The 19,313-nt window shown below is 52.5% G+C and carries 20 protein-coding genes and 1 tRNA gene; 2 read left to right on the top strand and 19 right to left on the bottom strand.

Annotated features, from left to right (window positions below):
- Window positions 1-67: 67 nt before the first annotated feature.
- The 19 genes from V4U88_RS13085 to V4U88_RS12995 form a co-directional block, all read right to left on the bottom strand.
- Complete coding sequence (locus V4U88_RS13085; protein WP_334073692.1) at window positions 68-1,687, bottom strand: DUF6382 domain-containing protein; 1,620 nt, start codon at window positions 1,685-1,687, stop codon at window positions 68-70.
- Window positions 1,688-1,705: 18 nt separating this feature from the next.
- On the bottom strand, window positions 1,706-2,215 hold the full coding sequence (locus tag V4U88_RS13080; protein ID WP_334073691.1) for an A24 family peptidase: 510 nt from the start codon (window positions 2,213-2,215) through the stop codon (window positions 1,706-1,708).
- A gap of 39 nt (window positions 2,216-2,254) precedes the next feature.
- Window positions 2,255-3,256: a TadE/TadG family type IV pilus assembly protein gene (locus V4U88_RS13075; protein WP_334073690.1), complete on the bottom strand. Its 1,002-nt coding sequence runs from the start codon at window positions 3,254-3,256 to the stop codon at window positions 2,255-2,257.
- Window positions 3,222-5,441, bottom strand: coding sequence for a TadE/TadG family type IV pilus assembly protein (locus V4U88_RS13070; RefSeq protein WP_334073689.1), 2,220 nt, complete (start codon window positions 5,439-5,441; stop codon window positions 3,222-3,224). Before V4U88_RS13070 ends, V4U88_RS13075 begins: the two co-directional genes overlap by 35 nt.
- Window positions 5,442-5,512: 71 nt before the next feature.
- On the bottom strand, window positions 5,513-6,160 hold the full coding sequence (locus V4U88_RS13065; RefSeq protein WP_334073688.1) for a TadE/TadG family type IV pilus assembly protein: 648 nt from the start codon (window positions 6,158-6,160) through the stop codon (window positions 5,513-5,515).
- 13 nt (window positions 6,161-6,173) lie between these two features.
- The gene (locus V4U88_RS13060; protein ID WP_334073687.1) at window positions 6,174-6,389 is read right to left on the bottom strand and encodes a Flp1 family type IVb pilin; all 216 of its coding nucleotides are present in this window, start codon (window positions 6,387-6,389) and stop codon (window positions 6,174-6,176) included.
- Between the two features lie 16 nt (window positions 6,390-6,405).
- Window positions 6,406-7,278 (bottom strand): type II secretion system F family protein, encoded by an 873-nt coding sequence (locus V4U88_RS13055; RefSeq protein WP_334073975.1) that lies wholly within the window; start codon window positions 7,276-7,278, stop codon window positions 6,406-6,408.
- Window positions 7,279-7,295: 17 nt separating this feature from the next.
- A complete protein-coding gene (locus V4U88_RS13050; RefSeq protein WP_334073686.1) occupies window positions 7,296-8,108 on the bottom strand; it encodes a type II secretion system F family protein in 813 nt (270 codons plus the stop codon).
- Complete coding sequence (locus V4U88_RS13045) at window positions 8,105-9,352, bottom strand: CpaF family protein (protein WP_334073974.1); 1,248 nt, start codon at window positions 9,350-9,352, stop codon at window positions 8,105-8,107. The genes V4U88_RS13050 and V4U88_RS13045 overlap by 4 nt, the downstream gene beginning before the upstream one ends.
- A complete protein-coding gene (locus tag V4U88_RS13040) occupies window positions 9,324-10,499 on the bottom strand; it encodes a hypothetical protein (RefSeq protein WP_334073685.1) in 1,176 nt (391 codons plus the stop codon). The genes V4U88_RS13045 and V4U88_RS13040 overlap by 29 nt, the downstream gene beginning before the upstream one ends.
- Before the next feature lie 138 nt (window positions 10,500-10,637).
- On the bottom strand, window positions 10,638-11,054 hold the full coding sequence (locus tag V4U88_RS13035) for a thiol-disulfide oxidoreductase DCC family protein (protein ID WP_334073684.1): 417 nt from the start codon (window positions 11,052-11,054) through the stop codon (window positions 10,638-10,640).
- Window positions 11,055-11,135: 81 nt separating this feature from the next.
- The gene (locus tag V4U88_RS13030; protein ID WP_334073683.1) at window positions 11,136-11,414 is read right to left on the bottom strand and encodes a hypothetical protein; all 279 of its coding nucleotides are present in this window, start codon (window positions 11,412-11,414) and stop codon (window positions 11,136-11,138) included.
- A gap of 182 nt (window positions 11,415-11,596) precedes the next feature.
- Window positions 11,597-12,019: an organic hydroperoxide resistance protein gene (locus tag V4U88_RS13025; protein ID WP_334073682.1), complete on the bottom strand. Its 423-nt coding sequence runs from the start codon at window positions 12,017-12,019 to the stop codon at window positions 11,597-11,599.
- A gap of 77 nt (window positions 12,020-12,096) precedes the next feature.
- The gene (locus V4U88_RS13020; RefSeq protein ID WP_334073681.1) at window positions 12,097-13,026 is read right to left on the bottom strand and encodes a hypothetical protein; all 930 of its coding nucleotides are present in this window, start codon (window positions 13,024-13,026) and stop codon (window positions 12,097-12,099) included.
- Between the two features lie 13 nt (window positions 13,027-13,039).
- On the bottom strand, window positions 13,040-14,263 hold the full coding sequence (locus V4U88_RS13015) for an ABC transporter permease (RefSeq protein WP_334073680.1): 1,224 nt from the start codon (window positions 14,261-14,263) through the stop codon (window positions 13,040-13,042).
- Entirely contained in the window at window positions 14,260-14,955 is a 696-nt protein-coding gene (locus V4U88_RS13010; protein WP_334073679.1) for an ABC transporter ATP-binding protein, read from the bottom strand. The genes V4U88_RS13015 and V4U88_RS13010 overlap by 4 nt, the downstream gene beginning before the upstream one ends.
- Window positions 14,956-15,027: 72 nt before the next feature.
- Window positions 15,028-16,740 (bottom strand): alkaline phosphatase, encoded by a 1,713-nt coding sequence (locus V4U88_RS13005; RefSeq protein WP_334073678.1) that lies wholly within the window; start codon window positions 16,738-16,740, stop codon window positions 15,028-15,030.
- A gap of 146 nt (window positions 16,741-16,886) precedes the next feature.
- Window positions 16,887-16,969 (bottom strand) — tRNA-Leu (locus V4U88_RS13000).
- 61 nt (window positions 16,970-17,030) lie between these two features.
- Window positions 17,031-17,396: a helix-turn-helix domain-containing protein gene (locus V4U88_RS12995; RefSeq protein WP_334073677.1), complete on the bottom strand. Its 366-nt coding sequence runs from the start codon at window positions 17,394-17,396 to the stop codon at window positions 17,031-17,033.
- A 213-nt stretch (window positions 17,397-17,609) separates the two neighbouring features.
- Between V4U88_RS12995 and V4U88_RS12990 the strand changes: the two genes are divergently transcribed.
- Window positions 17,610-18,236 carry a PAS domain-containing protein gene (locus tag V4U88_RS12990; protein ID WP_334073676.1) on the top strand — a complete coding sequence of 209 codons (627 nt, stop codon included), beginning with the start codon at window positions 17,610-17,612 and terminating at the stop codon, window positions 18,234-18,236.
- Between the two features lie 183 nt (window positions 18,237-18,419).
- Window positions 18,420-19,268, top strand: coding sequence for a Cof-type HAD-IIB family hydrolase (locus tag V4U88_RS12985; protein WP_334073675.1), 849 nt, complete (start codon window positions 18,420-18,422; stop codon window positions 19,266-19,268).
- The last annotated feature ends 45 nt before the right edge of the window (window positions 19,269-19,313 follow it).

Here is a 19,313-nt window from a genome sequence, read left to right as displayed (position 1 = left end):
AACCAAAATGATGTAATTGAGAATGATTCTCGATCATTATACACTCTTTGGGTAGGATTATCTACGGTTAATCCAAATTAGCTCCCAAGCCGCGCTGGCGCAAGGTGTACGTGCAATCGGCAATAATAAAGGAGTCCCCCGGATTCATGGGGTAACTCTTATAAGGAGCGATCAGCTCTCCACGAAGTATCGTTCCGTTCCGTGAACCGAGGTCTTTTAACGAGCAACCCTCTTCCAGCACCATCAGTTCCACATGAGCGCGGGAGACCCCCGGCGCGCCGTCCACATATTGACACATCTCCTCCGAGCGCCCGATTATGAAGCTGCCTTTACCGAGTATAATGGTTTCCGGATTTTGTCCTCCTTGCTCCCCTTGCCGCCGCTCCAAGGAGAATGACGCCGCCTTTGGGGATAACCGGTCCGGCGCTGCCGGTTCTCTGAGCAGCACCGTTCGCTGCGCCGGTAAAGGGGGCATCCCTGCGGCATGACCGGCCTCCGGCGGATCGGGTTCGGGCCTATTCCAGGCGTTGTAGGACTGTTTGGAACCGTCATGAACCAAAGGCGAAGCGATGGCAAGTTCAGGTTCAAACGGTTCATTCCAGCGCCAGCTTTGGTCCCAGGACGGAGCTCCATTAATCTCATTCTCATTTGTTTTTAACTCATCATCGCTTTCATCGCCTCCCCCGCGCTTTTGACCTCCGAATAGGGAAAGCCATCTACATTTACCGCGGCCTAAAAGCAGGGCAGCCGTTATTAGCAGTATCGTTGCGGCAAGACATATATTCCTGTTCAAACTTGTGGGATTATCGAAGTAGATGATTTTCCACAAGAGAGCGGCCGTCACCCCCATCCCCGCCAAGATGTAGGTGTTTAACCTGGAAGCGCCTGACGGCGGTGAAACCGGCCTGTCATTCTCCGCTCCGGCCTGAGAAGAAAAACAAGCCTCCCCTTCGCGTATGTTCGCCATAGAAGGATAAAAATCGGACGCTGGGGAAGGAATATTTTGTTCAGGCACATACTCCTTAATCGTGACGGCGGGAGAACGCAAATCCGGGCGACAGCCAAGTTTCTCCGGACCTTTGAAACCTGAGACGCCGGTCGCGGCCGGATCCTCCTTCGTCATCAGCCGAACTAACAGATTCTTGAATTCGGGCAATGAAAAAAGCTCGTCCGAGCAGAAGCGAAGCAGTTGCTGGATTCCTCCTCCCTCCATCGAAGAAACACATGTAATCATTTTGGTGATTAGTCCAGTCAGCGCTTTCGCCGGCGATTCGTCCGAAAGAGGCTCGCAAAAAGGCAAATATGTAAAATATAAAATTCCGGAGGATAAAGGATCCTCGACAAAAATAAAATTTTCATCCAAATAGAAGTTAAGCGGTGACAGCATAAATTGCTTGCATTCATCCAGCGCTTCCGCGATTTGCATCAGCAAGTTGTAGAGTTCCGGCATCGTGATTTTGTCTTGTTTCAAGCACTGGGACAGCATTCTCTTGCCGGTGATCTCATAGTGCAGACTGACCTCAAAATCCACTTCCCTGACATCCAGACGCAGCAAGTTCGGGACGGAAACCGAAGAGAGCATGTTCCTCTGGACCCGGTTGAGATGGCCTGAATGAAGGCCGCCCTTGGCGCCCAGCACCATGTAGGTTCCGCCGTCTCTTATAAAATCGGCCGTCAATTCCGGCATGATCCTGTCCCCCTTTCCCTAGGATAAATTGAATACCGCATAGACCGCTGCCGGGAGTACCGCAAGCATAAACGGAAATTGCAGTTGATTCTTCCGTCCCGATCGAACGGGAATCCAGCTTTTCAGCACAAGGGCACCCAGAATATTATGCAAAATTCCGCGTAACCGGGTAAACGCTTCCCGCCGCAAAATCAAGATAAAGACTCCGATTAAACCGGCGCAAAGGATGGAATACACCATGATATGCAATGTCATCTGAGCCCCCGTCCATGCGCCGATGCCCGCAAACAGCTTTACATCGCCTCCGCCGACCGCGCCGAACCAATACAGCATCAGCATTAGGGCGAAGCCTACCGCAACCCCTCTTAAAGCGAACAGGCCGCCTCCCCATCCTCCGTCCAGGAGATGCCACAGCAATCCAAACGCAAGTCCGGACAGCGTCAAGGCGTTCGGTATCTTCATCGATCTCAAGTCCGTTATAAAGGCCGCCCCTAATAAAATAAAAACCCCAACAAGCTCCCCTGTCATGTTCGCTCCCCCCTGCGAAGACAAATAGTTTCCCTTGAGTTATGGACTTTCAACATTAAACTGTTCAGTCGTTCTTAGTCCGTCCTCCGTTTCTATCTCAATCGTCCATGTACCTGGTGTCGTATTGCCGCCTACGAGCCATTCCCATTCCACAATGCCGTCCTTTCCGGCGGATGCGGCCCCCAAATACTTGGCTTTACTGACGCCGCTTTTGTAGTACACTGTCAATTTGGCTTGCGTTCCTGGTTCTACGAGGGCTTTCACGAGCGCGCGATGGCCCGCGTAGGCTGGCTCGGGCTTGGATACAATGGAGGCCGGCTTCCCCTTGCCCGATTCGCCTTCCCCGCTCCCTTTGCCCTGACCGTCTTGTTCCCCAGTATCACCGATCCACAGCCGTTCTTCCGCCCTCGCCTGAAGTAAAATCCTCCGCCCGGTTAACGGAACCTTGATGGGCAGCTCGTAGCTGATCTCCAGTCCGAAATAAGGATTCCGGCCTGTCTTCAGGTCGGGGACAGTGACCCGATGAACGTGAAGCCGCTCTTCTTTCAGCCAGGTCCCCTTCAAAAAAGGGCGGAGCATCGGCTTTATTGCCGGATCGAGAACCTGCTCGGAGAGGCGGCTCTTCACATCTTGAAGCGGCTCGTCTCCCCGATTCGCCGCAGACTGAACCCAGCCGGATAAAGGCTCCGGCAGCTTGGAGGCATACTCGTTCGCCCACGCGGATAAAGACAATTCCGGCATCCTCCAACCGGCCGACTGCTTCCCAGGTAACGGTTCACCTTCATTTCTATTCGTTTTTTCCCCCGCCGTTGTCTTGGAGACCGCCAAAGCCACAGGGTAGATATGAGCTGAAACCTGCCTTACCGCATTGGCGGCCACGACCTGCATTTGTGTGGAAATCAACGTCATCTGGACCATGTAAATGAACAGAAAGATGACCATGACGAATAAGGGCATCACCAGAGAAGCTTCGAGTACGATGCTCCCCTTCGTATCAGGCTGTTCGTCAATAGGAAAAATCCGCTTGTTTACTCGCAACATATTTGCTTCCTTCCACCCTTCCCGAAAGGACCCCGGCTGAACTCATCGCCTTGGCAACCCCCGGCAAAAACCAGAGCGGGGAGGAGGCGGTGACGCTCCCCTTCAGATATGTAGCCCGTTCCTCCGTCGGAATCCCCGTATTCATGCGAATTACGGCCAGCATCCGGGACAGCCTTTTCTCGCTCCTGCCATGAATTAGTAAGAACAGGCGCAGATGGTCCCTGTAGGAAAATTGAATCTTTAAAAAATCGCTAAGCTCAAGGCTGCCTTTTTGGGTTAGGTCAATCATATCCTTGATGGCGTTCTCCACCCCATACAGCAGGGCGGATGCCAATATGAACAGCGGATTGCCTTCTGAGGCGTGTTTGACCAATCCTTCCATCGTCCGGATCGCCAGCCGAAGTGTAAAAATTTCTCCGTATGCCGCTGCGATATTTCCCGCCGGATTGTGGAATCCGTACAATATATACTCCACTTCCTGGCGGCCCGCCGCAAAAGAATCGGATATCAACTCCAATTTTCCGGCACCTTTTTCCTTCAGCAGCCCTTTGAGCGAACTTACGTCAAGGTAACGGAAATAGCTTGCAATGTACTCGGTCTGGAAGCAGCTGTCCGTCATCCCTTGCAGCAAGCCGGAAAATCCGCCATAAAGCGAGTCCATTCCGGCCATGGCCTCACCCCCTGCGTCATACGGATCAGCCGCCCTAGCAGCTCCCGTTTCCCCCTTGGAGGGGCTGGAATGGCTATTGAATTCCCGATTGGCCTGAAAATAAGCTTCCAATTGATCGAACTGCTTTTGTTGTTCTCTTAACTTCTCCTTCAAACCGGAGATTTGTCCGATCAGATTTCTGGCTTCTTTCAACTTGGCTGCGGCTTTTTTCTCTGTCGCTTTCCGTTCCCCGTCGGAGGAACGGTTATCCAGGAGCTTCTTTCGGTTCTGCTCCAACAGATTTCCCGCTCCGGGATCCGCGAATTTCCCCGCAAAACCGTTGACTTCCGATCGCATCCGGTTCAGATTCGAGAATAGTGCGCCTTCCGAACAGGCAGCCGCCATAACGGCCCCCTCCATGGCCAAAAAAGGAGAAGCGGCGGCATCCAGTTTGGAATAATCTGCGGCTTGCTGCGAAATATCGCTTTCAAAGTCGGCGAACATATCCTCCGGGAGGATCAGCTCCAGGCTCTTTTGGCGAATGTTATAGATGTGGTCTCCGCCGGACAACGCATCGTTACCGCCCGTGCTTTCCGCATTCGCAACCGTATTGTATCCATCCTGAGCGGGCCGATCTTCCGCCTCCTTAATGATCCGCTTCATCTGTTCATTGATATCCCTGGCCTCGTTCAAAAGCTGTTTCGCCTGTGGGAGCAGTTCCCGATGAAGCTCACCCGCTTCCCGGTTTCCGTCCTTTAAATGATCGAACACCCTTGAAGCCTTTGAGCGATATCGGCCGATTTCCAGGGTGTGCCTCCTTTTTAGAGGTTTCCTGTCACGGTCTTCTGCCACTTTCTGGGCATACTCCCCATACTGGGCCGCCACGTCCGCTGCGGCGGAGATATCCCCCAGCTCTCCATCCCCGGCCGGACCACCGGACCTTGGTAACCAAATCCCGAATTTAGTGACCGGAGCGGCCGCACGTGTTTGTTTCTCCAGCATGTCGTCCAGCTTCGCCTCGCGGCGTTCGTAGAGCTTCTGGAGCTTGCCGAGCAAATCGACAGTGTTGGAAGCCTCCTTCATCATGCCGGACATCGGTTTGAAGCGGTTGATGATCTCGATCGTAAAATCGATCGGAGCTTTGTATTTCATCTGTTCCCGGATCTGCTGCTCAAACACCCCATAAGTACCCAACGGCCGCAGAAGCTCTACGGATGACGAATCGAGCTGCGCATTCACAATCGGCAAACTTTCACTCTGTTTCAACGTGTCGAACTGAGCCTGGAGCACCTTGGACATCATGTAGTTGGCATCCGTCTCCCCAAAGGCAAACAAACCGTATTTCTCCAACAACTGCGGATCATAGGCCGACATGACGGAGCGGGCAGCGGCATGAGCCAGCATCTCCGTCTTCGCCTGAAGGGCGGATATGCGGGCAAAATCCACAAAGATGGAAACAAAGGCAAAAACGACCGCAAAAACCATAATTAAAAACACCGAAACGGCCCCCAGTTCCGAACGCCTGCGCTTAAACATCGTTATATCTTCCGCCCCCTCTACTCCAGCTATAGCCGTAAAATCAAGAGTCAACTCGAATGTAAGGCTCGTTATTTTCCGAACAAGGCCAGTGCTTTTCCCGCCTCCTGTTTGTCCATGCTGCTTCCGCCGCTGCCTTTGAATTTGGCCCCGTAATATCCCGCCAGATTGACGCTGCGGATCCACTCCACAGGATCAACGATATAGGCCTCTGATGACGCATCTTGAGTGATATCTCCAATGACTCTTTCGAGCGGGGCCAGCGGAGCGAAGCGATTCAAGGATACCGCGGCTTTCCGCATCAAAAGCCTGTTGTCGTATGTCATCTCGCCTTGAATTCCCGGGTGAACTTTCTGTCCGACCCGGTTCAGCTTTCGCAAAGGCAAGGCGTCTCCCCCGTCTTCTCCAACCGCGGGAAGCGATAAAAGCGCCCCCGGGTTTTGGCGGTCAAATCCGAAAATAGCCTGCAGCATCCCGTCATCACTCAACCTCCAATACAGCGGGTCATAGCTCCCTTCTTCAAACGCGCCGGTTTCCGGCTTGCGATAGCTGTTATCCCAGACATAAGCGTTCCGTTCCGCCGCTACGGCCGCGACTTGACCGAGAACTGCGCGTTGATACAAGAACATGCAGAAAAACAGCAGGATAAGCAGCGTTGTCAAGATAACGGGGAGAACGAGGGAAGCTTCAAGCGTGAAGCTTCCTTCCCGACTTTGCAAAAGCCGCCGCATTTTATTGCCCGTCCATAAAATTTTCCGTTTTGGATTTGGCCTTGCCGAGCAGGCTCGTGACAATTTCTTTGAGCTGGGTCCGAAAAATAATCGCTATAATTACGATGACCGCGATGATCAAAATCATCTCAAGCATGCCAAGTCCGTCTTCATTGCGCCAAAACCCCTTTATTTTCCCGTTCATCAAAGCCAACACAATCCTCACTCCCCATATCATTGATTAAAAGTTCTTGCTACAAATTCATCACCATAAAGGCCGGAGCTCCCACCAAAATAACCACGACAACGAAAAGCAGCACCATCGGAAAAACAAGTTTGGAGGAAGCTTGCTCCCCAAGCGTCTTGCTCACCGCTTTTCGCCTTTCCCAAAGGGTATGTGACAAATCACGAAGCGCCAGTACAAAATCGTTGCCCCCACGGCGGAAATTGAGTAATACTGCCGTTGTAAAGACAGACACCTCCTGAATGCCGCATCGTTTGCTGAATCCTTCCATCGCATGCTGAAACGAATCGCCGCTTTCCCATTCCCTCTGCATCTGGATCAGTTCACGATACAGCGGATGGTCTTGTTCCCCCTTCCTTCGTTCCAAACAGTGCTTGATCGCCTGCTGGACGGTGGATCCGGCTCCGACCAGCAAAATGATTTGGTTCAAAAGCTCGGGCAGTTCGATCAGCACCTCCCTTTCGCGCCGGACTACCTTTCGATGCAGATCATTGATCAGGGCCGCCGGAAGAAGCGCAGCCAGAACTCCCCCGATGAGCAGCCCGCTGCCATCGCCTCCCATGAGCAATGTCAACAAGCTGCCGAACATCATCAACAGCCAGCTGTAAGAGAGCATTTCCGCCAGAAAAAGGCGGGTCAAATCGCCGCCCCGCCGATCCCCGCAAAGCTTCTGGACCGAACGTTGAATTTTGAAAAAAAAGAAGGGAGCCCTCTGGGATAACCTCAGCTTCTCCAGTAAAAACAGCATGGGAGGGGCAATCTTTTGCAGCCGGATTCCTTCCATCACAAGTCCGCGGTAAGTTTCATACCTCTCCCTGGATTTAAGGTACAGGCCGCACCACAAACCGAGCAGGGCCCATAACAACAGGCCGCCCAACAGCATCAAAGCGAACTCACCTCCTAGATGCGGATATCCATAATTTTAAAGATCAGCCACGAACAAACCGCAAAGATCAGCAGCGCGACGGCAGAAATCAGCAGCCCCGCTCCGCTGTGCAAAGGCCTCATGTAATCCGATGAAGTCAAATCCATGAACATTAAGAAGAGTACGGGCGCCGCGAGCATCGCTTTTGCCTCAAAACGCTTCTGGGCGATCATGACCCCGATCTCCTGGCTGATCTCCAACTTCTCACTGATAATGGCGGAGGTCCGCCGTACGATTTCGACCAGATCCCCACCCGTGCGCTTGCATGTCGTGAAAACATCGGCAAAGTTGCTGATATCCTCCATGCCCGCACGCCTGCTGAAATCCTGGAGCGCTTCTTCGATCGGTTGCCCATATTCAAGCCGGGTACAAATTATGGCCAGTTCGGAAATAAGGTCATTGCTTCCGTCAGGGTACAACAGCCTCAAATCCGCGATAGCTTCCCGAAAGCCGTTCTCCACGGAACGCCCGGCCGCCAGAGACGAGGACAAGGAGTACAAAGCTTGCTTGAAATGCAAGCCAAGCCTTTCCCGTCTTCTCCGGAGCAAGTAGCGGCTCCAGTATTTCGGCGATAAAAACGTCCCTCCCGCCAGCAGCAGCGAAATAATCAGGGAATGAAAAAACACGTATCCTATCCCGAACAATCCGATACCTCCCAACAGCAAGCAGCTCCATTTCTGGCGATCGGACAGCACATAAATACGGTAATCCGTAAGCGGTTCCCGGTTGCCAATGACCGATGCGGATCGTGCGTTTCTAGCGGGTCCGCCAATCCCCCGTTCCTTCACCTGCCTTCCCCCTCTTCCTCCGCCCATTCCCGGTTCATTCCGGCCATGGCCAGCTTCTCTCCATGCATTAGCCGATTTCCCGTTCTCTCCAGCCGGCCGATAATCCTCCCGCCGTTCTCTCCCTGCTCCCTGAATTGGTAAAGCCGGTTCAGCATCACCTCCCCATCTTTCATCCCTATAACCTCCGAAATTTCGGTCACCCGTCTCGAACGGTCGCGGAGTCTTGATAAATGAATGAAAATATCGATCGCCGAAGCAATCTGCTGCCTTACCACAGCGATCGGCAAATCCGCTCCGCTAAGCACCATCGTCTCCAAACGGCTGATCATGTCGATCGTACTGTTGGCATGCCCGGTTGAGAGAGAACCGTCATGTCCCGTATTCATGGCCTGCAGCATATCCAACGCCTCCCGGCCGCGGACCTCCCCGACGATGATTCGGTTCGGACGCATGCGCAAAGAGGAGCGGATCAAGTCCCTGACCGTTATTTCACCTCTGCCCTCCGTGTTGGCATTTCGCGTCTCCAACGAAACGAGATTCGGAACGGTAACGATTTGCAGTTCGGCGGAGTCCTCGATCGTGATCACCCGTTCATCCGAAGGAATGTATTGGGACAGTGCGTTCAGGAATGTTGTTTTGCCTGACCCCGTACCCCCGCTGATAAAAATGTTGTATTTGCTCTTAACGAGCGTCTGTACCCACTCGGCGGCCCCTTGCCCCAGCGCGCCTCTTTGGACCAGATCGCGCATCGTCATCGGATGATCGGGAAATTTGCGGATCGTCATCGTCGGTCCTTTCAGCGCGATCGGCGGCAGGACGATATTGACGCGGGAACCGTCCTTGAGCCGTGCGTCGACGATGGGAGAAGACTCGTTCACCACCCGGTTGACACCGGATACGATCGTCTGAATGATGTCTTCAAGCCGTTCCCTGGATTCAAAGCGGACCGGCAGCCGGGTCACCTGTCCATCCTTTTCGACAAAAATTTCATCATGTCCGTTGATCATGATCTCTGTAATTGTCCGATCGTCGACGAGCGGCTGGAGAACGTCCAGTCCCCGGAAGGAATCATACAAGCGGCGGACCCATTTCAACTTCTCCGCTGCGGTAAGGCCGGCCAACCGCGGCTCCTCAAGGACGCGGCGCTCAATATACGACATCAATTGTTCGTCTTCCAGCGTGGAGGTAACATCCAAACCCGAGCGGATTTCTCCTCTAAGAAGGGTAAACAGGTCGCCCTGAATCAAAAAGCTCCCTCCCTTCCCGAGCTCCGTCCTTCGTCGTGCCCAACATCCGGCAAAGCTTCATCACATCCCGCTGGTAGATCGGGGAATGCATGATCCCTCCCTGACGGTTCCCCTGAGCCCAAGCGGGAATCAAAGGGAGCACGGCAGCAACTTGAATGCCTTTTCCCGCGGAAAGGGCCTGGACCTCGCCCGAAACCCGGTTGGCCGCAAACAGCGTTTTGGCCATGACCGAGTTGAACAAGGAGGGTCGTGTTTTCTCCAAATGAGCAAGCCAGGCCCCCGTTTTCCTCATCACTCCCCAATCGTCCGCAACAAGCCAGATCAATTTGTCGCATTGCTCCATCATCGTTGCTGTTCGTTCGTGCGGAAAAGAATCGGTATCTACGATCACCGCATCATAATTCCCGCTGCCGGCAATGTATCCGATTAATGCAACGGCCTCCTTTCTGCCAACTTCCAGGAGCTCGTTAAAGTTATCGACCGGTGCAAACGTGTCGCAATGAAGCACCGAATGGCGGTAACAATAAGCCGTAACTGGGAGTTTAAGCTCCTCCTGACGCTCTTCCCCCGCTTTCAGATCATAAAGCAAGCGTGCAAGTCCCCTGGTATTCCCCTCCTTCCCGGCTGGTCTCGCCTCGCAAAGGACTTCGCTGTGGATGGTCTCCAGATTCAGATAGAAGACCCGTTTACCTTCCGAAGCCAACTGCCGGACCAAATGGAGAGCCAGCGTTGTCTTCCCGCATCCCCCCACGGCTGCCGTTACCCCATAGACCGGCGTCCTCCCCTCCGGCGGAGCGGCTCCCTCCCGGATCTCCCGAACCTTCTCGAAAACGGTGGAAAGCAGCAAGGGGAGCGGCTGATATTTGTACAAAGCTCCGCTTCCGGCAGACCCTTGTTCCTCTTCACTGAGGCGAATGAATTTGATCCTCTCCCGACCGTCACGGCATACCGCTTCGATAAAAACGGCCTCCCCAAGAACAGCGTCAACCTGATTCCCGCATTCTTCCAAATATCTCACAAACGCCTCCGTCCGGCTAAACGCGGTAACTGTATATCCCCGTTCAAATTCACCGCTGCGGGCAAATTGAAGGAACGGTTCGATGTATTGCTCATCCTGGACGGCCAGCACCAGCCTTAAGGGCAAGAAAACTCACGCTCCTCTCACGGAACGAAAAAAAGCACCGCCCAAAAACCGATGTCTCGGTGTTTTGGACGGTGCTTCCGTTCCCGTATTCCTGAATTTTACAGTAAGAATAACACAGTTTTTTTCTTCGGACAAGTCCTATTTCCGATCCTCCAGAAATCGTGCTTTGATTTCCGGGGTGGGGAGCATACACGCCTCATCCTTGCCAAACCACTTGTAGCGATTTGCGGCAATCCAGCTGTAAACGGCATTGCGCACCACCGGCGGAACCACGATTAAAATGTATAGCAGCGGCCAGGGAAAGCGCAATCCCTTGGCAATACGCAGAGCCGCGGTCGAACGGGAATACATCCTCCCGTTTTCCAATAGAAGCATCGTATCTCCCGAACCGGGAAACCGGCCCGCCAGAAGCGTCCGCGCCGTTGAGGATTGAAGGGACGCGAAATGAAACCTTGCCCGGGGGTCGCGGCGGATAATAAACTTCACCGCCCCCTGACAAAGATGGCACACACCGTCAAAAAAGACGATAGCGGAGGTTGCCTGATCATTTTCCACCTTGTTTCCTCCTCACCCTATATAGAGAAAAGCACGGAGCCTGTTAGCCCCGCGCTCACTATTCGCAACCGAATCGATCCATTATTCGGCCAATGCCTTGTCAATCCACTGCTCATCTGTAATTTGACGCTCGATATCGCCCGAAAAACTATCCATGCATTTGCAAATAAAATCTTTACGGCAGACCGGGCAAGGCGTTTTCTGCAAACGGCTAATATTGGTTAACCGCCATTCGGGAAAACGGTGGTAAAATACTCGGCACTCCGTTCCGTCGGCCAGCTTGACGATAAATTCGTACAAACCTTCTTTTTCATTGCTCCCAGCCTTGGTCACGTTCTCTACATTCGGTCTGTAAGACATGGTCATCACCCGTATTATCAATTTAAAAACCTGTTTTAGTACTTAGACATATTAATTAATTTTCATCCATGTGTCAACTTGGAAGGGGATGACATCCCTGATCTCCACGTTCCCTTACCCAAAAAAAGACTTCCCTGTTAATATGCCCAAGGAAGTCTTTTTTATTGAAGCGCATGGTCGCGCTATTCCACCAGATTCAATTTAACTTCGATATTTCCCCTCGTCGCCTTGGAATAAGGGCAGAAATCATGCGCCTGATGCAGCAATTCCCGAGCTTTGGCTGGCTCCACTCCCGGAAGCTTCACATCGATTTCCACGGCCAGCCGAAAGCCGCCGTCTCCCTCATCTTTACCGATGCTCACATGGTGGGTGACCTCTGCCGCTTCCGTCTTTACTCCGGCTTTCCGGGCCACATTGGCCAAAGCACTCGCAAAACAGGCTCCGTACCCCGCCGCAAGCAATTGCTCCGGATTAGTGCCATTCCCCCCTGCACCTCCAAGCGATTCAGGCATACTAAGGTTCAGCTTCAGGACCCCGTCCGACGTTTCCACCGTTCCGGTACGCCCGCCTTTTACCGTTGCTGTTGCCGTATACAATGGTTTCATGAAAGGACCTCCTTCATTATTCCGGCTACATGTTCCATTTAAAGCAATGCGCGGGACTTGAAACGCAGAAATTCAGCCTATTCCTTAATCTCCTTGAAGGAAGCGTCATAAAGCCGGAACATCGTTTTATAGCCGGATTCGTCAATCTTAATCCCCACATCAAGCCGCCCCGTTACTTGGAGCGGTTCTGATTTATAGCGGAGCTTGACGTCGTCCGGGACAAACACGATCATGATTTTATTCCAGTAGGTTTCATCCCCATTGTCAAAAGGACATTCCGCCCCAGGCTCCGGAATCAGCAAAAACCAGTTTTTTTCAAAGGACAGTACCTCACCCATAAATCCCTTAATAGTCACTGTCGAGCCGCTAAGATCCCAGAACTGTTCGGACGGGGTCGTCTGGTCTTCGCCGTCGAAAAAGCCGGACCAGCTTATGCTTTGCGGACCCCGGTCGGTCTTCTTGGCGCTGATATCCAGTGTTTTCGGCACAGCGGAGGTTTGCTTGGTTTTCGGTTCGCCGTCAACCTGCTTGTTAACCTTTGTGTTATTCTCCCTGGGCTCCTTGTTAGCGGTATTTTGTTTTTCCGGCACCGTTTTTGCCGGCTGATCCCCGCTTACCGTTTCCGTTTTCGACGGTTGCTTCCCGCCTGAAGTTTCCGCTCTAGACGGGGTTTTCTTTGCGGCTTTATCGCCGCTCGATTTATCCTTAACCGGACTTTCTTTACCTTGTTGCTCTTCGTGTCCATTTTCCTGCTCGTTTTCTTTTGCAACCGTGCCCGTCTCCGCATCCTTCAGGGGATTATCGGGGGCTCCGGCTTCCTTCTGCGGCCCGTTGGCCCGCTCCTTATCCGGCGAAATCACCGACCTCTCCTCAGCCGTAAGCCCGCCTGTCGCCTCCGCCTGGGCAAAAGTGCCCGCGGCAGGGCTTGCGGGTTTGTTTTGCCCGCATGCTTGCAAAAGAACGGCCATCATTAACATCACCAGAGAAATCACTTTATGGTTCCTCATACTCTTGCTCCTCCTAAGCCTTAAAAAGAGTCAACGCGTCCATCCGGTACATCCGGAAAGCGGGTAACAGGGAAGCAGCCAATCCGGTGACCAGTGCTCCGACGGCAATTGCGGCATGATCCCCTGTAACCTGAAACGGGTCGATCTGAATGCCCGCATAGTTGAACACGGCCTCCTGAAGGAAATAAGCGGTTATGTGCCCGGCCAGATAGCCCAACAGAAGCCCCGTTGCCGTAAGAGCAAGCCCTTCCCCGAGCATCGAAGCCATGATATATCCTTTCGATTTGCCCAAAAGACGCAGCATCCCCGCATCCTTGGTACGCTCGCCCGCAGCGGCCACCAGAGATAACAGGATCGTTACCGCGGCCAACATTACGCACAGCAGGGTGACAATTTCGATCAACTCCGATCCTCTGTCCACCAGGTTCACCACATCGGCTACCTCCTTGCTGGTGTACACAACCTGTATCCCGGCCTTATCTTCTAACGCATCTCTTAACTCTTGGCCGCTCAGCAGCGACTTCGGCTTCACCAACACGGCCGTGATCTCCCGATGTCCGCCTTCCTCGCCGTGGACTGCCCAAGCGTAATCTACCGTGGTAAATACAGCCCGGTCATCCGGAGTGCTCAATTTGGGCAATATTCCCGTAATCGTATACCGGAATTGTTCATGGGCATCTTGCTCCTCGCCCGCATGCCCCTCTTCCCCTTCATGCTCCTCTTCATGATGTAAATCTCCCACCAATCCATGGGCGCCTGTGAAGGTGTCACCAACGTGAAGCCCCAGGGTTTCAGCCACATGGGCCCCAACGACGACTTCCCCCGTCTGCCGGTACAGAATGCCGTCCGATAACGCCCGGTCTCCGTACCGGGTCATGAAATAGCCCGCGTCGATGCCCACGATCGGAAATTCGTTAAAGTAATCTCCGGTGGTCATGGGAAAAGCCTGGTCGATCCCTTGATGCTTGCTTACCGCCTCCCATGCTTCTCCGGCTATATTGCCGGTTGGAGCTCCGACATGATAAAAGGTGTTAAGCACCAGTTGCGTTTCGCTGCCGGCTGCGCCGATCACAAGATCAAAGGGCCCGTATCCGTTTTCCGCCCCTTCCTCCACCCCCGCCTTGGACATGGAGAGCAAAAGGATAAATCCCACGGTTGCCGTTACCGACAAGATCGTTAGCAGCGATAAAAACTTGCGGTGCAGCAGGTTTCGAAGCATGTAGCGCAGCAAGCTCATATCGCGATGTCCCCCTGTACCTGCATGTTTCGGTTCATTAGATTGATCTCGTGAATATGTTTGGAAACCGGGAAACGCTCGGCCATATTCAGGTCATGGGTGACGACCAAAAGCGTTTGCCGCTGGCTGTCGCACAGCTCCAGCAGCAGGTTGCCGATTTCGTCCGCGGTTTCCCAATCCAGGCTTCCCGTCGGCTCATCCGCCAAAACCAGTTCAGGCTCATGAATCAGCGCCCGAACGATCGCCACCCGCTGCTGTTGACCGCGAGACAATTGGGCGGGCTTGTGGTGTCCCCTATCCTTAAGGCCAACCCGCTCAAGCCACTCGGCGATGTTGGCCTGTCGGCTTTTCCCTTTCCTGGAGCCGGAGAGGGCCATTTGAATGTTTTCCCTTGCCGTTAACGAAGGGATGAGATAAAAATCCTGCATAATATAGCCGATATGTGCGGACCGATAGGTGTCCCGTGAAGCCTCGTTCATCTCCGACAACCGCTCGCCTCCGATGGTGATGACTCCCGAATCCGGCTTCATGATTCCGCTGATTAGATGAAGCAAGGTGCTTTTTCCGGAACCGCTCGGCCCGGTAATCGCGATTTGCTCGCCTTGGTTCACGTTCCATTCGGAGATGTCCAAGATAGGTATCGTCTTGCCCGCAACTTGAAACCGTTTCCTAACTCCGCGAATTTCCAGCATAGTATCCTCCTTCAAAATAAAGCGAACAGGAGAAAGGGGTTTCTCCTGTTCCTGTATGCCTTTTTAAAGTCTTTATTTCAATAGGATCCGTTCCGATAAAGCATCCCATTTCAGCGTCTTTCCGGTAAGCTCATTGAAAGCGCCAAGGGGCAGATACAAGGTTCCGTTATCCACCTCAACGGTATATTTTCCGTTAGCCTTTGCCGCTTTGCCGGCAAGATCGACCGAAATGGTCTTGCCGCCCGCGGTGAGCGATGCGCTGGAGCCCTTCTCCTGATAAGTTCCCCCAAGCGCCTCGGTCAAGGCTTTAGCCGGGTACAGCACCTCTTTTTCCCGGTTGATTTTAAACTTCGGATAGATGTGGCGGGATTGAAGTTCCGCAGTGGCCTTCGCCAAATCAACACCGATGGCTTCCGCTCCGGCTACCGCAATTTCGGTATTGTCGACCTGGCCTTTTAACTTCTCGGCGATCGGCCCGTACGCCCAAACCCCGACATCCACGGCGGAATGGCCGTGTCCCGACCAGCCCACTAGGAGCCTCTTGGAAATAACGGCATTATAACCGCCTTCCCGTTTATAAGAGGAACCATCGCCATCCAGGATATATTGGGCTTCCTCATCGCTCAAATCTTTAATCCACGTGTTCTCCGCTACGATTTTCTTCACGTCCGCCAACGTTTTGGCTTCGTTTAAAGCGCTGACCAGATATTCGGAAGAATTCTTCTGCTTATCCCATAAATCGATATTGATCTCATAGATGTTGTCTCTGGACAAAGACAATCCGCCCGTTTCATGATCCGCGGTGACGACAACCGACGTATTTCCGTCCTTCTTGGCGAAATCGATCGCCACCTTAAACGCGGCGTCGAAATCCAGCGCTTCCTGAACCAAGGTCGGCAGATCGTTCGCATGCCCCGCATGGTCGATCCGTCCTCCTTCGATCATGATGGCAAAGCCATCCTCATCCGCGGAAAGCACTTCCAGCGCTTTGGAGGTCATCGCGGCCAGGCTAGGAGTTTCCGCTTTCCGGTCCGGTACGTAATCGACGTGGGAACCGCCGAACAAACCGAGCACCTTGGAATCTTTTGCCGTCAATGCCTGTAGGCTTTGGGCGTTCTCAATCACCTTGTACCCCTTCGCTTTAAATTCCGGAAGCAGGTTCTTGTCCGTACGTTTTCCCTTCTCCTCCTTGGTCACAAAGAAGTTCTTTCCGCCGCCGAAGAGCACATCCACCCCACTGTCCAAATATTGGGAAGCAATCGCATTTTCGTTGTCGCGGCTGCGGACATGCGAAGCGTAAACAGCCGGCGTTGCATGAGTAATCCGCGCCGTCGTCACGAGGCCGGTGGCCTTGCCGCCGGCTTCCGCCGCTTCAATGACCGAAGCAAACGGTTTCGAAACGTCTTCGTTGGATACGCTGATCCCGGCATTGTACGTTTTGTGTCCGGTAGCGAAGGCGGTTCCGGCGGACGCCGAATCCGTGACGATCCCGGAAACGACGGTGCCCCCGTCTTCGCCCCGGTCGGCATACGTAGTCGCTTGCCCCACATAATAAGGATCGAGATTCAGCGATTTAACGCCTTTCACATATTGCTGGTAGTAGCGGGCAGCCGAAATTTGAGCCGGCCCCATGCCGTCCCCGATAAGCACAATCAGATTTTTGGAAGTTGTCCCGCCGGCAACAGCCCCCTTATTCCCGCCTTCTTGGGCAATCACCGCCGGACTTGCCGCGATAACGGCCAGAGCCATTCCGCTGACCGCAAGCCTTCTCCACAACTTACTCATTCTCTTCCCTCCTATTTGGTTTAAACTAAATCGAGTATAGTATCCAAAGATTAGAAGAATGTTAGAGAAGTGTTGATTGCAGGTAAAGCGAATAGACAAAAAAAGCCTCCGGAAATTTATCCGGAGACTTTCTGCATGACCTAAGATGCGGTCGAGAGGACTCGAACCTCCACGGGCGTATGCCCACTACCCCCTCAAGATAGCGTGTCTGCCATTCCACCACGACCGCGCGGCAGTTCAAAAACGAACATTCTTATTATATCGGTGTGTTTACGAAATGTAAAGTGGAATTAATCCCCATCGTTTTCCTGTTGCCTGCGGTATTTGACAAACTCCAAATATTCCTGAATAAACGCGGCCTCGCGAGGGGTCAGCGAATAGCCGTATTCCCTCAGGACCTCTCCAATCTCTCTGCCGTAAGGCGCCTGATGCTCTTTGATCACGAAAGGCTGTTTTCCTTCTTGGCCGATCAGAAGCCAATCCAGGCTTACGTTAAAATAAGCCGCTATTTCAATCAGTTTATTCGTGCTGGGCGTGGATTTCCCGCGCTTCCAATCCCCCAGATTGCCGGTGCTGATGTTAAGGTCCTGACAAAACTGCTTTTTGGTCATCTCGCCAGCCTTTATAAGCGACTCGATTCGATCATAAATAGACACCTGCTCCGACCTTCCTTCAAAAGACGCAAATTTTCAAAGTTACGCATTTACGTACTTTATGATTGTAAAATGACGTATTTGCGTATATAATTAAACCAATCCTCATTCTTTCTATCACTAACCAATTATATCACAAAATTTCCATTAATTAATATGAGCTGGGAGTTGCGCCGTTAAAAACCTCCCCACCTCATTAGAGTAGGAGGGAAAGCTGTGAGTAATCCATTTTTCTTATGGCAGGAAGTTGCCAACTGTCTCCCTATAAGCCTGGCTATCCTTGATCCTGAAGGAACGATCCGATTTGTAAACGATACCTGGATTCGCACGGCGGTAAACTACGGGCTTTCTCCGCTCTGGGATCGCCCGGGAATGAATGTAATGCAACATTTCAGTGACCCGACAACTCACTACTCTAAACCTTATATCCCCGAAATGATGGCCCGGCTGCAAAAAGTTCTTGATGGAACGCTCCCTTCCTTCTCTACGGAAATGCAGCCTTGCACCACCAGCAACCGCTGGTACCGGCTTGAAGCGGTGCCATTGCTTCAAGCCGGTACATCGGGGCTTAGCGGACTCATGCTACTTTATTCCGATATTTCTTCATATAAGGAAACCGAAGCCGCACTTCGCAAATCCGTCTCCCAAGCCGGCACACTCCACGGTTTGCTCCCGATCTGCGCCGTCTGCAAGAAAATTAAAGACGAGCGGAATCACTGGCTTTCCATCGAAGAATATCTTAAGGCACGTACCTGCGCAGATTTCACTCACGATATTTGTCCGGATTGCATCCGGTCCCACTATCCCCAATATTCGCGCATTTTAGACTCCAACGATTCCTAACGGGAATCAGTGGCTCAAAGTTGGGCACCCATTCTTCCTCATCCTTCTTATCTTCTCTCGAGTACAACAGCAAAACATATGCTCCATTGTAACATACCCCCTATGGGTTGACCTGAAATGCTTTTCATAAATTATACTCGATAGGGTTATTACTAGAGTATAGAGAAAAGAGGAGGAACCATCATGAAATTGATCGCCATTGATTTGGACGGGACTTTGCTGACCAGCCAAGTCAAACCGAGTGACGAAGGGATAGCCGAGATTGCCAAAATACTGAAGTCCGGTGAACATAAGGTCACCATCTGCACGGGAAGAGCGAGCTATGATGTGCGGAATTTGGTCGGTCTGGATGGCCTGCCCATGATCTCCTTTAACGGGGCGTCAGTCATTGACGAGAAAGGCCGCCTGTTAAACCAAACACCGATTGAGCGCAAAATTGCCGAGGAAGCGGTACAATACTTGCACGAGTTGGATGTTTACTTTGAAATTTTTTGTCCGGAAGCCATCTATTCCCCTTCCCGGGGCGAAGATAAATTGAGGGCGGAAATGGATGTCCTGCTTAGCGGAAATCCCGATATCGATCGGGAATTGCTGTGGAAGAGCGCCCTGGTCCAATTTGTGCAGTTCGGCATTCAACAAGTGGACCATCCCCAACAAGTGATGCAAACCGGCTCGCCTGTCTACAAGCTTCTTGTGTTTACTTATAATGAAGGCAAACTGAAGGCGATTCAGGAACAATTTGCCGATCACCCTTTCGTCCATACCACCTCCTCCGCCGATCATACCCTGGAGATCATTTCCGCCTCTACAGATAAAGGCCAAGCGCTGAAATTTCTCGCCGCACATTACGGTATCCCTCTGGAAGACACTGTCGTGATCGGAGACAGTTATAACGATATCTCCATGTTTAAAATCGCCGGTACCCGAATCGCTATGGGAAATGCGGTCAATGAGGTCAAAGAGCTGAGTTCCGCAGTAACCCGCAGCAACAACGAAAATGGCGTTGCCTATGCACTGAGGCATCTGTTATAACGCTCAAGGCTGAGGTTAATATCAACCACTCCAAGAAAAAATCAC

The organism is Paenibacillus sp. A14 (assembly GCF_036864815.1).
In the GTDB taxonomy this organism is placed as follows: domain Bacteria; phylum Bacillota; class Bacilli; order Paenibacillales; family Paenibacillaceae; genus Fontibacillus; species Fontibacillus sanfengchensis.
The sequence above is the reverse complement of the archived record's forward strand: the minus strand, read 5'-3'. Positions and strand labels throughout refer to the sequence as shown.